Below are 12,287 nucleotides of genomic sequence, written 5' to 3'. Positions count from 1 at the left end.
CCCGATGATGGTCGTCACTACCGTCGCAGGTTGACTCCCTGGCGACGCCGCTCCGAGGCGCCGCCGACCCTTCCGAGGAGCTATTGATGAAGCGACTTCTCGTCCGGCGTGGTGCCGTCGGACTCGCCCTGGGCGCGCTCGCCGCGACCGGGCTTGCCAGCGTGCCCGCACCGGCGCACGCCCTCGTCACCGACGGCGACGTTTACGCCGACGCCGGCTTCCACAATGACGGCGACGACTCGTGCGTGACGGCCGGTGACGCTCCCGGGCCTTCGAACGTGCCGTGGACGGACAACGGCGTCTCTGCTGGGAATGGCGACAGCTCGACTGGCACCGTGACGTCCGGTGGTGACATCACCGATGTCGTCGCCGTGAGCTCGGCCTCCGTCTCCTCGACCCCGATCGGCGCCGGTCCCGCCACGGTCAAGGCCACGGGAAGTGCGTCGGCGAGCTCGATCCCCCGCAGCGCGGTGACTATCTGCGACGGTCACGTATCGGCCTCGAATGGCGTGAATGGCGAGTTCACGTTGCCTGCTCCGATGTGGGTGACGATCACGCTGAACAGCAACGCGACGGGCCAAGGAGCTGTGAGCGGTGGCATCGAGACCAACGACGGTAGCGTTTCCCTCACGGGGGGCAAGCGGTCGTCGGGCTCGGTGACGGCTCTGCTGCCGGCAGGTGAGGCGTACCTGTGGTTCGAGGTCTACGCCAATGCGCACGGCAACGGCGGGAGCGAAACCTCGCGGTCGTCCGCTGCTTCGGGCACTCTCACGATGGAGTTCCAGCCGCTCGGCAATGGCTCGGCAGTGACGGGCAAGGGCAGCGGGTACGTCCAGTTCGGTGCACGAGACTGCGCCACGGGCAATGTCGCCGCCGCGATCGCCAAGAAGGCGAAGAAGAAGGCCCAGCAGGTGCTGATCAAGGTCAACGGCGCGAAGGTCGCGAAGTTCAAGGGTAAGAAGCTCAAGAAGCGTGCTCTCGTGCTCCCCGCCGCTCCGTCGTCGGCCGCTGAGGTGGTCGCGACCATCAAGCTGAAGAACGGCAAGAAGGTCTCGGTGACCAGGTCGTACCTGGGCTGCAACTGATCTTCAGCTGAACGCCGCGGGCCTGGTCGATGTTGACCGGGCCCGCGGTGCATCCCGGGTCCGTCAGGCGCCGGCGAGCCAGGCGTCGATCCCGGTCAACCCGGCGTCGACGACGTCCTTGGGCGCCCGGCTGGCGCGGAAGGACATTCTCGCCAGCTCGGCGAGCTGCTCGTCGGTCAGCTCGTGAGCGGCACGCATCGTGGCGTACTGCCCGGCCAGGCGCGAGCCGAACAGCAGCGGGTCGTCGGCGCCGAGGGCCACGGTGGCGCCGGCCTCGAGCAGGGTGGGCAGCGGGACCGAGGTGAGGTCGCTGTAGACGCCGAGGGCGACATTGGAGACCGGGCAGACCTCGAGCGCCACGCCGGCCTCGACGATCCGGGCGAGCAGGGCCGGGTCCTCGGCCGCGCGTACGCCATGCCCGAGCCGCCCGGCATGCAGCGAGTCCAGGCACACCCGGATGTGCTCGGGTCCGCGCAGCTCGCCGCCGTGGGGCGCGAGCAGCAGGCCGGCGCGCTCGGCGATCGCGAACGCGCCGGCGAAGTCGGAGGTCCGGCCGCGCCGCTCGTCGTTGGACAGGCCGAAGCCGACGACGCCGCGGTCGGCGTACTGCGCGGCCAGCCGGGCGAGGGTACGCGCGTCGAGCGGGTGGCGCGTCCGGTTGGCCGCGATCACGACCGCGATCCCCAGCCCGGTCCGCGCGGAGGCGTCGCGGACCGCGTCGAGGACCAGGTCGGTGAAGGCGGTGATGCCGCCGAAGCGGGCGGCGTACCCGCTCGGGTCGACCTGGATCTCCAGCCATTGGCCGCCGTCGGCGACGTCGTCCTCGGCAGCCTCGAGGACCAGCCGGCACACGTCGGCCTCGGTGCGCAGCACGGACCGGGCGACGTCGTAGAGCCGCTGGAAGCGGAACCAGCCCTTCTCGTCGGCCGCGGTGAGCTGCGGAGGCCAGTCCTCGACCAGGGCGTCGGGCAGGTGGATCCGGTCGCGCGCGGCCAGCTCCAGCAGTGTGGTGTGGCGCATCGAGCCGGTGAAGTGCAGGTGGAGGTGCGCCTTGGGCAACGCCGTGAGATCCCGCACGCGCTCATCCTAGGAGCGGACCGTGCGCCACCAAGACTTGAACGCGTTCAAAACGTGGCCTACAGTGCGTGGCGTCAGGTTTTGAACGTGTTCAAGAAAGGGGTCCGCCATGAGCTGGACCATCGCCGGCTACGTCGGCTACCTCGCCATCACCGTCCCGCTGACCATCTGGGTCGCCACCACGCTCGCCCACAACGGCCGGGTCTTCCTGGCCGACGTCTTCGACGGTGAGGAGTCCCTCGCCGACGCCGTGAACCGGCTGCTCGTGGTCGGCTTCTACCTGCTCAACCTCGGCTTCGTCTCGCTCTACCTGCGCAGTGGCGCGTCGAGCAGCGCCGAGGACGTCTTCAACGTGCTCAGCGTCAAGGTCGGCGTCGTGCTGCTCACCCTGGGCGTGCTGCACTTCTTCAACGTCTACGTCTTCAACCGGCTGCGCCGCCGCCACCGGATGGAGCAGCTCCAGGCCTCGACGCCGGCGCCGGCCGGACCCTCGTACGCCGGTCCGGCGTACCCGATGGCCCCGCGCTGAGGGTCTCTAGGGTAGGCACCGTGCCGGACTCCCCGCTGACGCCCAAGGCGGCCCAGACCCGTGCGAGCATCCTCGCGACGGCGCTGCGACTGTTCCGCGAGGACGGCTACGACCGCACGACGATGCGGGCAGTCGCCAAGGAGGCAGGTGTCTCGCTCGGCAGCGCCTACTACTACTTCGCCTCCAAGGAGCACCTCGTCCAGGCGTTCTACGACGAGCTGCTCGCCGAGCACGAGATTGCCGTCGAGGCGATCATGGCACGCGAGTCCGGCTTCGCCGCACGGCTGCGGGGCAGTCTCGAGGCCTGGCTGGAGATCGCGGAGCCGCACCACGCGTTCGCGGCGCAGTTCTTCCGCAATGCCGCCGACCCGGCCAGCCCGCTGTCGCCGTTCAGTCCCGAGTCCACGCCGGCCCGCGACGGCAGCATCGCTCTCATGCACCGGCTGCTCGCCGGCTCGGACGCCAAGGTCTCGCGCCGCCTCGAGGCCCGCCTGCCCGAGCTGCTCTGGCTGCTGCAGATGGGCGTCGTGCTGTTCTGGGTGTACGACGGCAGCGAGGCCCAGCAGCGCTCGCGGACCCTGGTGGGGGGCGTCGTGCCGCTGGTCGATCGGCTGGTCCGGATGAGCCGGCTGCCGGTTCTGCGCGGCGTCGTCGACGACGTGCTGGGCCTGCTCGACTCGGTTCGGGAGCCGAGGAGGCCTGGCGGCGGCCGCGCTACCTCGTGACCGTCACCCGCACCATCTGCGAGGTCGACGGGTCGCTCGTGCCGGATCCGGGTCGTCGACGCGGATCCGGTGCTCGCCGCCAGCAGGCCGCCTCCGCCACGCCCGCTCCGGCGCCGCCCGAGTCGGCCGGCCCGGTCAAGGGACTCCTCAGGCCGGCGGCGGACACTCAGGCCCCGTTGCGCCAGGTCACGACCTCGTCGAGCAGGGCCGGGTTCTGCTTGGAGATGTGCTTCAAGTAGAGCTGCATGTGCTTGCTCATGACGCTCTCGGCCCGGACGCTGTCGCCGGCCAGGATCGCCTCGGCGATCTCGAGGTGCGCGGCGTGGACGTCGCCCTGCTTGCTCTTGGGGAAGTGCACCGTCTGGATCCGGTCGCGGAAGATCTCCGCCAGAGATCTGGCACGCCAGGCTCACCAGGGTGCTCTCGCCCATCGCGATGACCGACTCGTGGAAGTTGCCCGTGACGTGGAGGTAGGCGTCGTTGTCCGCGGCATCGGGGCCGGCCTTCGCCAACGCGACGAGCTCGCGCGCGGCGGCGGTGCCCTTCTGCTGCTCCGCGGCCAGCCGGGCCGCCATCGGCTCGAGGAGCATCCGGGCCTCGTTGACCTCGCGGTAGGTGACCTCGGCGAACTGGAGGAACAGGGAGATCACCCGCCCGAAGTCTTCGGCGTCGACCGTCTGGACGACGGGTCCGCCGCCAGGCCCCGGCTTGAGCGCGATCATCCCGCAGGTCTCCAGGACGCGCATGGCCTCACGCATCGTGCCGCGCCCGACGCCGTACTCCGTGACCATGTCCGCCTCCTTGGGCAGCTGGTCACCTGACGTGAGACCGCGGCGCCGGATGTCCTGGAGAACCGATTGCGCCACGTTGTTGGCGAGCTTGTTCTTCCGGGCTGTCCTGACGGCCGGTGGCCCTGCGGTCGCGCTCATGCGAAGCTCCTTGACGGCGATGATGATTCGCACCATTGTCGGGCCTCCCGGACGGATCGCGCGGTGATGCCATCCGGAGAGTCGCGAGCCGCCCGCGCGGATCGGGCCGGCCCCCGCCGGGGCAACAGGTCGTCGCGCCCCGGTGGACGCCGGTTCGACTCCGCTGGGGCCGAACCCGTAGACTCCCCGCTTGGTGGATCTGCCACATGGTGAGTCGCGCCCTTGGGGCGATCGGCACACTGGTGACAGGGGCCGCGGAGGGCACTAGCTCAACTGGCAGAGCATCGGTCTCCAAAACCGAAGGTTGGGGGTTCAAGTCCCTCGTGCCCTGCAAGACATGACGACCAGCCGGCCGGACGGTCGGCTGCTGACAAGGAGAAGGTGAGCAGCGTGGCGGATGCTCCGGCAGTCCGTGGGGGCCGCAAGGACTCCTCGGGTGGCAAGCAGTCCGAGAACCGCACCGGGCCGGTGACCTTCTACCGCCAGGTCGTCGCCGAGCTCCGCAAGGTCGTCTGGCCGACCCGGGAGCAGCTCGGCACCTACTTCGTCGTCGTCATCGCCTTCGTCCTCGTGATGATCGCCCTGGTGTCGGTTCTCGACCTCGCGCTCGGAAAGCTCGCGTTCGAGATCTTCACCGGCGCCGACGACATCTGAGAGCTGACGCGCACCCGCGTCGGCTGACCTCGTTTTCGACAACTGATGGAGCAGCACGTGTCTGAGCAGTACGACCCGGCCCAGGCTGACGAGGCGCTCGCCGAGGCGGCGCACGACGTCGCCGACGTCGAGGAGGCGGAGGACACCGCCCTCGAGGAGGCCTTCGAGGCCGACCTGGACAACGACCTGGACGAGACCGTCGAGGTCGACGAGACCGTGGACATCGAGGGTGCCGACGAGATCGCCGCCGTCGAGGACGACGCCGTCGAGGACGACGCCGTCGAGGACGACGCCGTCGAGGACTCCGTGGAGGAGCCCGCCGAGGCCGGCGACGAGGACCCGCTCGAGGCGTTCCGCCGCGAGCTGTGGGCCAAGCCCGGCGACTGGTTCGTGGTGCACACCTACTCCGGCATGGAGAACCGGGTGAAGCAGAACCTCGAGAACCGGATCCACTCCCTCAACATGGAGGACTACATCCACGAGATCGTGGTCCCCACCGAGGAGGTCGCCGAGATCAAGAACGGCCAGCGCAAGATGGTCAAGCGCACCGTTCTCCCCGGCTACGTCCTGGTCCGCATGGACCTCACCGACGAGTCCTGGGCCGCCGTACGCCACACGCCGTCGGTCACCGGCTTCGTCGGCCACAGCCACCAGCCGGTGCCGCTGAGCATGGACGAGGTCGAGAAGATGCTCGCCCCGGCCGTCGTCACCGCCGCTGCCGCCGAGGCCGAGGCCGCCGCGGCCAGCACCCCTGGCTCTGCCGTCACGCCGGCCAAGAGGCCGATCGAGGTCGCCGACTTCGACGTCAACGACTCCGTCCTCATCGTCGACGGCGCGTTCGCCACGCTGCACGCGACGATCACCGAGATCAACGCCGAGGCCCAGCGGGTCAAGGCGCTCGTCGAGATCTTCGGCCGCGAGACCCCGGTCGAGCTCTCGTTCTCCCAGATCCAGCGGGTCTGAATTTCGCTCTCCGGGCCTCGGCGCGGAGAATGTCAAGGCTGCCCGGCTCCGGTCGGCGACGCAGGTGGCAGAGGCGCACGACGTACGCCTCGTCATGACCACGAGAAGAAAGAGATAGAGGAATGCCTCCCAAGAAGAAGATCGCCGCACTGGTCAAGGTGCAGCTGCAGGCCGGCTCGGCCACCCCGGCTCCGCCGGTCGGTACCGCGCTCGGTCCGCACGGCGTCAACATCATGGACTTCTGCAAGGCGTACAACGCCCAGACGGAGTCCATGCGCGGCAACGTCATCCCCGTCGAGATCACCATCTACGAGGACCGGTCCTTCGACTTCATCACGAAGACCCCGCCGGCCGCGGAGCTGATCAAGAAGGCCGCCGGCCTCCAGAAGGGCTCGGGCGTCCCGCACAAGGAGAAGGTCGGCAAGCTGACCAAGGACCAGGTGCGCGAGATCGCGACGACCAAGCTCCCCGACCTCAACGCCAACGACATCGACGCCGCGATGAAGATCGTGGAGGGCACTGCGCGCTCCATGGGCGTCACCGTCGACTGACGAGCGAGCTTGCGAGCTCGTCCGACCAACTAGTCGACCGTGGGAGGGCCGCGCTGGCCCTTTTGACCACACCTCCGCTTCGAGTTAAGGAATCACCATGCAGCGCAGCAAGACCTACCGCGCGGCTGCTGAGACGTTCGACAAGAACGAGCTCTACGCGCCGCTGGCCGCGATCAAGATCGCCAAGGCCGCCAGCAAGAAGAAGTTCGACGAGACCGTCGACGTCGTCATGCGTCTGGGCGTCGACCCGCGCAAGGCCGACCAGATGGTCCGCGGCACCGTCAACCTGCCCCACGGCACCGGCAAGACCGCCCGCGTCCTCGTGTTCGCGAACGGTGACAAGGCCGACGCCGCCCGCGAGGCCGGCGCCGACTTCGTCGGCAGCGACGACCTGATCGACAAGGTCGCCGGCGGCTGGACCGACTTCGACGCCGTGGTCGCCACCCCGGACCTGATGGGCAAGGTCGGCCGCCTCGGTCGCGTGCTCGGTCCCCGTGGCCTCATGCCGAACCCGAAGGTCGGCACCGTCACGCCGGACCCGGCCAAGGCCGTGACCGACATCAAGGGCGGCAAGATCGAGTTCCGCGTCGACCGCCACGCCAACCTCCACTTCATCGTCGGCAAGGCGTCCTTCTCCGAGCAGCAGCTCGCCGAGAACTACGCCGCGGCTCTCGAGGAGGTGCTGCGGCTCAAGCCGGCCAGCTCCAAGGGCCGCTACCTGAAGAAGGTCACCGTCTCCACGACCATGGGCCCCGGCGTCCAGGTCGACCCCGGCCGCGTCAAGAACGTCGCCGTCGAGGACGAGGCCTGATCCAGGCACCCTGCTCGTACGACGCCCGCCGCGCCCCTCGGGGACGGCGGGCGTCGCGCATTGGTGGCTCGCCTGCTGGCCCCGTTCGCGTGGTACTTCCTGGCGAGAACTTGCGCTCCTTGACCGTTGCAACGGGCAGGAAGCGCGGGAATCCCCGCTTCAGCGGGGATCCCTGCAGAGCGTCCTCAGGCGGTGAGCTTCTCCAGCGCAGCCAGCTCGACGCACACCGCCACCCCGGCCATCGCGGCCTGGACCTCGTCGAGGACGGGGAAGGTCGGCGCGAGCCGGATGTTGCGGTCGCGGGGGTCGTTGCCGTGGGGGAAGGCCGAGCCGGCGGGGGTCAGCGCGATGCCGGCCTCCTTGGCGAGCTGGACCACGCGTGACGCCGTACCGTCGAGGACGTCGAGGTTGACGAAGTAGCCGCCGGTCGGGACGGTCCACTCGGCGATGCCGAGCCCGGCCAGCCGGGACGACAGCGCCTCCTCGACCGCCGCGAACTTCGGCGCGATCAGGTCGCGGTGCCTGCGCATGTGGGCGCGTACGCCGTCGGCGTCGCCGAAGAACTCGACGTGGCGCAGGTGGTTGACCTTGTCGGGGCCGATCGCCGCGAAGCCGAGGCGCTCGAGGTACCACGCCTTGTTCTCCGCCGACATCGCGAGCGCGGCCACGCCGGCGCCGGCGTAGGTGATCTTCGACGTCGAGGCGAACATGATCGGCCGGTTCGGGTGCCCGGACGCGGCGGCCAGGCCCAGTGCGTCGGCGCCCTTGGACTCGTCGTCGGTCAGGTGGTGGACGGCGTACGCGTTGTCCCACAGGATCCGGAAGTCCGGCGCCGCGGTCGGCATCGCCATCAGCTCCGCGGCGACCTCGGCGGAGCAGACCGAGCCGGTCGGGTTGGCGTACGTCGGCACGATCCACAGGCCCTTGACGCTCGGGTCGTCGGCGACCAGCGCGCGGACCGCGGCGGTGTCGGGGCCGTCGGCGTTCATCGGGACGGTCACCATCTCGATGCCGAGCTCGGCGAGCATCGTGAAGTGACGGTCGTAGCCGGGCACCGGGCAGATGAACTTCACGACCGGCTCGGCGGACCACGGCCGCGGCGAGTCGGGGCCGCCCTTGAGCAGCATCGCCGTGAGCACCTGGTGCATGAGGGTGAGGCTGGAGTTGCCGCCGCACACCACGCTGGCGACGTCGACCCCCAGCAGGTCGGCGAAGATCTCGCGCAGCTCGAGCAGCCCCTCGAGACCGCCGTAGTTGCGCACGTCCGTGCCGGACCGGTCGCGGTACGACGACGGCAGGCCCAGCAGCGCGTTCGACAGGTCGAGCTGGTCGGCGCCGGGCTTGCCCCGGGTGAGGTCGAGCTTGAGGCCGCGGGCCAACAGGTCGTCGTAGGCGGCGCGCACCGTCGTCAGGCGGGCGGCGAGCTCGTCGGCGGACAGGGCGGACAGCGGCGTCGCGGAGGAGGGCATGAGGACCATCGTGCCGCACGGCGGGGACCGCCCGCGATTTGGCCCGGGCCGGGCACGCGCCGTACTGTTGTTGCTCGAAACCTTTAGACCGCCGGTCGTCCGGGCTCCGAGCCCTGACCGAAGGTTCCGCCGAGAGGCGGACGGCCTGCGCAGGGGATCAGAGCACACCGAGCGCGTCACGCGCGAGGTCCACGCCCTGAGCGCCTGCGCTCGGGGCGTTCGTCATTCGACGGAGACTTCGCGGGGGTCAACCATTCCGGAAGGAGACCCATGGCGCGGGCAGACAAGCAGGCCGCCGTCGCGGAGATCGCTGAGTCCTTCAGCGAGTCCGCAGGCGCTGTGCTGACCGAGTACCGCGGTCTCACCGTCAAGGAGCTGCAGGACCTTCGCCGCTCCCTCGGTGCGAACGCCAACTACGCCGTGGTCAAGAACACGCTGGCCAAGCTCGCCGCCAAGGAGGCGGGCATCGACGGCTTCGACGACCTGCTCACCGGCCCGACCGCGATCGCCTTCATCCAGGGCGACGTCGTCGAGGCGGCGAAGGGTCTGCGTGACTTTGCCAAGGCGAACCCCGCCCTTGTGATCAAGGGTGGCGTTCTCGACGGCGCGCTCCTCGACGCGAAGGAGATCGCCAAGCTGGCCGATCTCGAGTCGCGCGAGGTGCTCCTGGGCAAGCTGGCGGGCGCCATGCTCGCTTCGCTCAGCCAGGCCGTCTACCTCCTCAACGCCCCGCTCGCCCAGGCTGCCCGGCTCGCCGGCGCCCTGGAGGCGAAGGCGCAGGAGGACCCCTCGATCCTCGCAGGTGGTGCCGGTGCGCCGGCAAATGACACTGCCGCCGAGGAGGCTCCGGCTTCTGCTGACGAAGTCGCAGTCCCCGCTGACGAGGCTCCCGCCGCGGACGACGCGGACGCGGCCGCCTCTGACGAGGGCGACACCGCCGAGGCCTGAGGCCCGGCGTCACCACCACCTGAAACCCCGGTGCGGCTGCCGACGTGAGCAGCCGGACCACCTGAGAAAGGAACCGCCACCATGGCGAAGCTCACCACCGACGAGCTCCTCGACGCGTTCAAGGAGATGACCCTCATCGAGCTCTCCGAGTTCGTGAAGCAGTTCGAGGAGACCTTCGGCGTCACCGCCGCTGCCCCCGTTGCCGTTGCCGCTGCCCCCGCCGCCGGCGGTGCCGCGGCCGGTGGCGACGACGCCGCCGCCCAGGACGAGTTCGACGTCATCCTCGAGGCCGCTGGTGACAAGAAGATCAACGTCATCAAGGAGGTCCGTGCGCTGACCTCCCTCGGTCTCAAGGAGGCCAAGGACCTCGTCGAGGGCGCCCCGAAGGCGATCCTCGAGAAGGTCAACAAGGAGGCCGCCGACAAGGCCAAGGAGGCCCTCGAGGGCGCCGGCGCCACCGTCACCCTCAAGTGACCCGTCGCTGAGACGACTCACTCTCGGTCACGAGGCCGGCAGAGCACCCGCTCTGCCGGCCTCGTGCCTTTTGCGTCGTGTCGCACCCGGGCGCCCGCCGCTCTCACTACTCGGGAGTTGGACGCCGGGTGCTACTCACCAGTACGGTCCGGGTCGTGATGGTCGGGTATGCGTGACGCGCGCCACGGTTGCCGCGTAACGTGCGCCACGCGGTTGCGTTGAACCTTCGCAGCCGCCTGGCGGCGAGCGGACGTAGGGAGAGGGCAGACATGGGCGTCGACGTACAGGTCACGAACCTGACCAAGCAGTTCGGGAAGCAGCTGATCTGGAAGGGCGTGACGCTGACCCTGCCCGCCGGTGAGATCTCGGTGATGCTGGGTCCGTCCGGCACCGGCAAGTCCGTCTTCCTCAAGGCGCTCATCGGCCTGATCAAGCCCGACGAGGGCTCGATCGTCATCGAGGGCACCGACATCGCCTCCTGCTCCGAGAAGGAGCTCTACGAGATCCGCAAGCTGTTCGGCGTGCTGTTCCAGGACGGCGCGATGTTCGGCTCGATGAACCTCTACGACAACGTCGCCTTCCCGCTGCGCGAGCACACCAAGAAGTCCGAGTCCCAGATCCGTGACATCGTCATGGAGAAGATGGACATGGTCGGTCTGCTGGGCGCGGAGATGAAGCTCCCGGGTGAGATCTCCGGCGGCATGCGCAAGCGGGCCGGCCTGGCCCGCGCGCTCGTGCTCGACCCCGAGATCCTGCTGATCGACGAGCCCGACTCCGGTCTGGACCCGGTGCGCACGTCGTTCATCAACCAGCTCTTCGTCGACCTCAACGCCCAGATCGACGCGACCTTCCTGATCGTGACCCACGACATCCACAGCGTCCGCGTGGTCCCCGACCAGATCGGCCTGCTCTATCACAAGCACCTCGCCATGTACGGCCCGCGCGAGATGCTCCTGTCCTCCGACGAGCCGGTCGTGCGCCAGTTCCTCAACGCGCAGACGATCGGGCCGATCGGCATGTCGGAGGAGAAGGACGCCGACCAGCTCGCGGCGGAGAAGGACATGGACCTGCCGCCGCTGCCGCCGATCCCGCTGCAGATGGAGCCCTCCAACGGCATCCCGCGTCGGGCGCAGGCCGCGCCGGGCGCCTGGTGCCGAGCCAACGGGATCACGCCGCCTCCCGGGTCGTTCACCCGCGAGGCCGAGCACGCATCGGGCAGCCAGCAGGGCTGAGACGAACAGCACGACCCGGGGGAACGACACACAAGGACGAGGAAAGGGGCGGTAGGTGTCGCTCACTGCTGCGCGCGTGGTCGCCCCACTCGGGACCGCGGGCAAGCTGTTCGCCTTCGCGTTGGACGTGGGGCGCGGGCTGTTCCGGCGGCCGTTCCAGGGCCGGGAGTTCATCCAGCAGGCCTGGTTCATCGCGTCGGTCACGATCATCCCGACCGCCCTCGTCGCGATCCCGTTCGGCGCGGTCATCGCGCTGCAGGTCGGCGGCCTGATCAAGCAGTTCGGCGCCCAGTCGTTCACCGGCTCCGCCTCGGTCCTCGCCGTCATCCAGCAGGCCGGACCGATCGCGACCGCGCTGCTCATCGCCGGCGCCGGGGGCTCGGCGATCGCGGCCGACCTCGGCGCGCGCAAGATCCGCGAGGAGCTCGACGCCATGATGGTGCTGGGCATCGACCCGATCCAGCGCCTCGTCGTCCCCCGTGTCCTCGCCTGCATGCTGGTCGCGGTCTTCCTCAACGGCATGGTCAGCGTCGTCGGCGTCGCCGGCGGCTACGTCTTCAACGTGATCCTGCAGGACGGCACCCCCGGCGCCTATCTCGCCAGCTTCACCGCGCTCGCCCAGCTGCCCGACGTGTGGATCGGCATGATCAAGGCGCTGGTCTTCGGTCTGATCGCCGCGATCGTGGCCTCCTACAAGGGCATGAACGCCGGTGGCGGCCCGAAGGGCGTCGGGGACGCCGTCAACGAGTCCGTCGTCATCACCTTCCTGCTCCTGTTCGTCGTCAACTTCACGCTGAGCACGATCTACCTGCAGGTCGTGCCCCCGAAGACGGGTTGACG

14 protein-coding genes, 1 tRNA gene and 1 pseudogene are annotated in these 12,287 nt (G+C 69.4%); 12 read left to right on the top strand and 4 right to left on the bottom strand.

Annotated elements, in window-relative coordinates; translation table 11 throughout:
* Window positions 1-86: 86 nt before the first annotated feature.
* Window positions 87-1,085: a hypothetical protein gene (locus ACUP6Y_RS20555; protein ID WP_462552760.1), complete on the top strand. Its 999-nt coding sequence runs from the start codon at window positions 87-89 to the stop codon at window positions 1,083-1,085.
* Between the two features lie 63 nt (window positions 1,086-1,148).
* Here ACUP6Y_RS20555 and ACUP6Y_RS20550 read toward each other — a convergent pair whose 3' ends face one another.
* A complete protein-coding gene (locus tag ACUP6Y_RS20550) occupies window positions 1,149-2,162 on the bottom strand; it encodes an adenosine deaminase (RefSeq protein ID WP_462552759.1) in 1,014 nt (337 codons plus the stop codon).
* Between the two features lie 109 nt (window positions 2,163-2,271).
* Here ACUP6Y_RS20550 and ACUP6Y_RS20545 point away from each other — a divergent pair, with 109 nt between their 5' ends.
* Together ACUP6Y_RS20545 and ACUP6Y_RS20540 are read left to right on the top strand one after the other, a co-directional pair.
* A complete protein-coding gene (locus tag ACUP6Y_RS20545) occupies window positions 2,272-2,691 on the top strand; it encodes a hypothetical protein (RefSeq protein ID WP_462552757.1) in 420 nt (139 codons plus the stop codon).
* Between the two features lie 20 nt (window positions 2,692-2,711).
* Entirely contained in the window at window positions 2,712-3,416 is a 705-nt protein-coding gene (locus ACUP6Y_RS20540) for a TetR family transcriptional regulator (protein ID WP_462552755.1), read from the top strand.
* Window positions 3,417-3,582: 166 nt separating this feature from the next.
* Here the strand turns inward: ACUP6Y_RS20540 and ACUP6Y_RS20535 are convergent, their stop codons facing one another.
* Window positions 3,583-3,774 carry a hypothetical protein gene (locus ACUP6Y_RS20535; protein WP_462552753.1) on the bottom strand — a complete coding sequence of 64 codons (192 nt, stop codon included), beginning with the start codon at window positions 3,772-3,774 and terminating at the stop codon, window positions 3,583-3,585.
* Between the two features lie 109 nt (window positions 3,775-3,883).
* A pseudogene (locus tag ACUP6Y_RS20530) lies at window positions 3,884-4,345 on the bottom strand (FadR/GntR family transcriptional regulator); the annotation flags it as partial.
* 258 nt (window positions 4,346-4,603) lie between these two features.
* Here ACUP6Y_RS20530 and ACUP6Y_RS20525 point away from each other — a divergent pair.
* The 5 genes from ACUP6Y_RS20525 (at window position 4,604) to rplA (ending at window position 7,324) form a co-directional block, all read left to right on the top strand.
* A tRNA-Trp gene (locus ACUP6Y_RS20525) sits at window positions 4,604-4,676 on the top strand.
* A gap of 59 nt (window positions 4,677-4,735) precedes the next feature.
* Window positions 4,736-4,999 carry a preprotein translocase subunit SecE gene (gene secE, locus ACUP6Y_RS20520; RefSeq protein ID WP_204837991.1) on the top strand — a complete coding sequence of 88 codons (264 nt, stop codon included), beginning with the start codon at window positions 4,736-4,738 and terminating at the stop codon, window positions 4,997-4,999.
* Window positions 5,000-5,044: 45 nt separating this feature from the next.
* Window positions 5,045-5,962, top strand: a complete 918-nt coding sequence (gene nusG, locus ACUP6Y_RS20515; protein WP_462552750.1) for a transcription termination/antitermination protein NusG — start codon at window positions 5,045-5,047, stop codon at window positions 5,960-5,962.
* 122 nt (window positions 5,963-6,084) lie between these two features.
* Window positions 6,085-6,513 (top strand): 50S ribosomal protein L11, encoded by a 429-nt coding sequence (rplK, locus tag ACUP6Y_RS20510; protein ID WP_462552748.1) that lies wholly within the window; start codon window positions 6,085-6,087, stop codon window positions 6,511-6,513.
* Between the two features lie 97 nt (window positions 6,514-6,610).
* The gene (rplA, locus tag ACUP6Y_RS20505) at window positions 6,611-7,324 is read left to right on the top strand and encodes a 50S ribosomal protein L1 (protein ID WP_462552746.1); all 714 of its coding nucleotides are present in this window, start codon (window positions 6,611-6,613) and stop codon (window positions 7,322-7,324) included.
* A gap of 185 nt (window positions 7,325-7,509) precedes the next feature.
* Here the strand turns inward: rplA and ACUP6Y_RS20500 are convergent, their stop codons facing one another.
* A complete protein-coding gene (locus tag ACUP6Y_RS20500) occupies window positions 7,510-8,793 on the bottom strand; it encodes an aminotransferase class I/II-fold pyridoxal phosphate-dependent enzyme (RefSeq protein ID WP_462552744.1) in 1,284 nt (427 codons plus the stop codon).
* A gap of 270 nt (window positions 8,794-9,063) precedes the next feature.
* On the opposite strand from ACUP6Y_RS20500, the gene rplJ reads away from it, so the two are divergent.
* The 4 genes from rplJ (at window position 9,064) to ACUP6Y_RS20480 (ending at window position 12,285) form a co-directional block, all read left to right on the top strand.
* Window positions 9,064-9,741: a 50S ribosomal protein L10 gene (gene rplJ, locus ACUP6Y_RS20495; protein ID WP_462552742.1), complete on the top strand. Its 678-nt coding sequence runs from the start codon at window positions 9,064-9,066 to the stop codon at window positions 9,739-9,741.
* An 81-nt stretch (window positions 9,742-9,822) separates the two neighbouring features.
* The gene (rplL, locus tag ACUP6Y_RS20490; protein WP_462552740.1) at window positions 9,823-10,215 is read left to right on the top strand and encodes a 50S ribosomal protein L7/L12; all 393 of its coding nucleotides are present in this window, start codon (window positions 9,823-9,825) and stop codon (window positions 10,213-10,215) included.
* 269 nt (window positions 10,216-10,484) lie between these two features.
* The gene (locus ACUP6Y_RS20485; RefSeq protein WP_462552738.1) at window positions 10,485-11,447 is read left to right on the top strand and encodes an ABC transporter ATP-binding protein; all 963 of its coding nucleotides are present in this window, start codon (window positions 10,485-10,487) and stop codon (window positions 11,445-11,447) included.
* A 55-nt stretch (window positions 11,448-11,502) separates the two neighbouring features.
* Window positions 11,503-12,285 (top strand): MlaE family ABC transporter permease, encoded by a 783-nt coding sequence (locus ACUP6Y_RS20480; RefSeq protein WP_462552737.1) that lies wholly within the window; start codon window positions 11,503-11,505, stop codon window positions 12,283-12,285.
* Window positions 12,286-12,287: the final 2 nt, after the last annotated feature.

The sequence above is a fragment of the Nocardioides sp. S5-5 genome, from assembly GCF_054954065.1.
This window is presented reverse-complemented; position numbering and strand designations above follow the sequence as displayed.

Excerpts from the sequence above, each read along its gene's own strand:
- ACUP6Y_RS20555 (WP_462552760.1), top strand. The coding sequence starts at position 87 with ATGAAGCGACTTCTCGTCCGGCGTGGTGCCGTCGGACTCGCCCTGGGC.
- ACUP6Y_RS20545 (WP_462552757.1), top strand. The coding sequence starts at position 2,272 with ATGAGCTGGACCATCGCCGGCTACGTCGGCTACCTCGCCATCACCGTC.
- nusG (WP_462552750.1), top strand. The coding sequence starts at position 5,045 with ATGGAGCAGCACGTGTCTGAGCAGTACGACCCGGCCCAGGCTGACGAG.
- rplK (WP_462552748.1), top strand. The coding sequence starts at position 6,085 with ATGCCTCCCAAGAAGAAGATCGCCGCACTGGTCAAGGTGCAGCTGCAG.
- rplA (WP_462552746.1), top strand. The coding sequence starts at position 6,611 with ATGCAGCGCAGCAAGACCTACCGCGCGGCTGCTGAGACGTTCGACAAG.
- ACUP6Y_RS20500 (WP_462552744.1), bottom strand. The coding sequence starts at position 8,793 with ATGCCCTCCTCCGCGACGCCGCTGTCCGCCCTGTCCGCCGACGAGCTC.
- rplJ (WP_462552742.1), top strand. The coding sequence starts at position 9,064 with ATGGCGCGGGCAGACAAGCAGGCCGCCGTCGCGGAGATCGCTGAGTCC.
- rplL (WP_462552740.1), top strand. The coding sequence starts at position 9,823 with ATGGCGAAGCTCACCACCGACGAGCTCCTCGACGCGTTCAAGGAGATG.
- ACUP6Y_RS20485 (WP_462552738.1), top strand. The coding sequence starts at position 10,485 with ATGGGCGTCGACGTACAGGTCACGAACCTGACCAAGCAGTTCGGGAAG.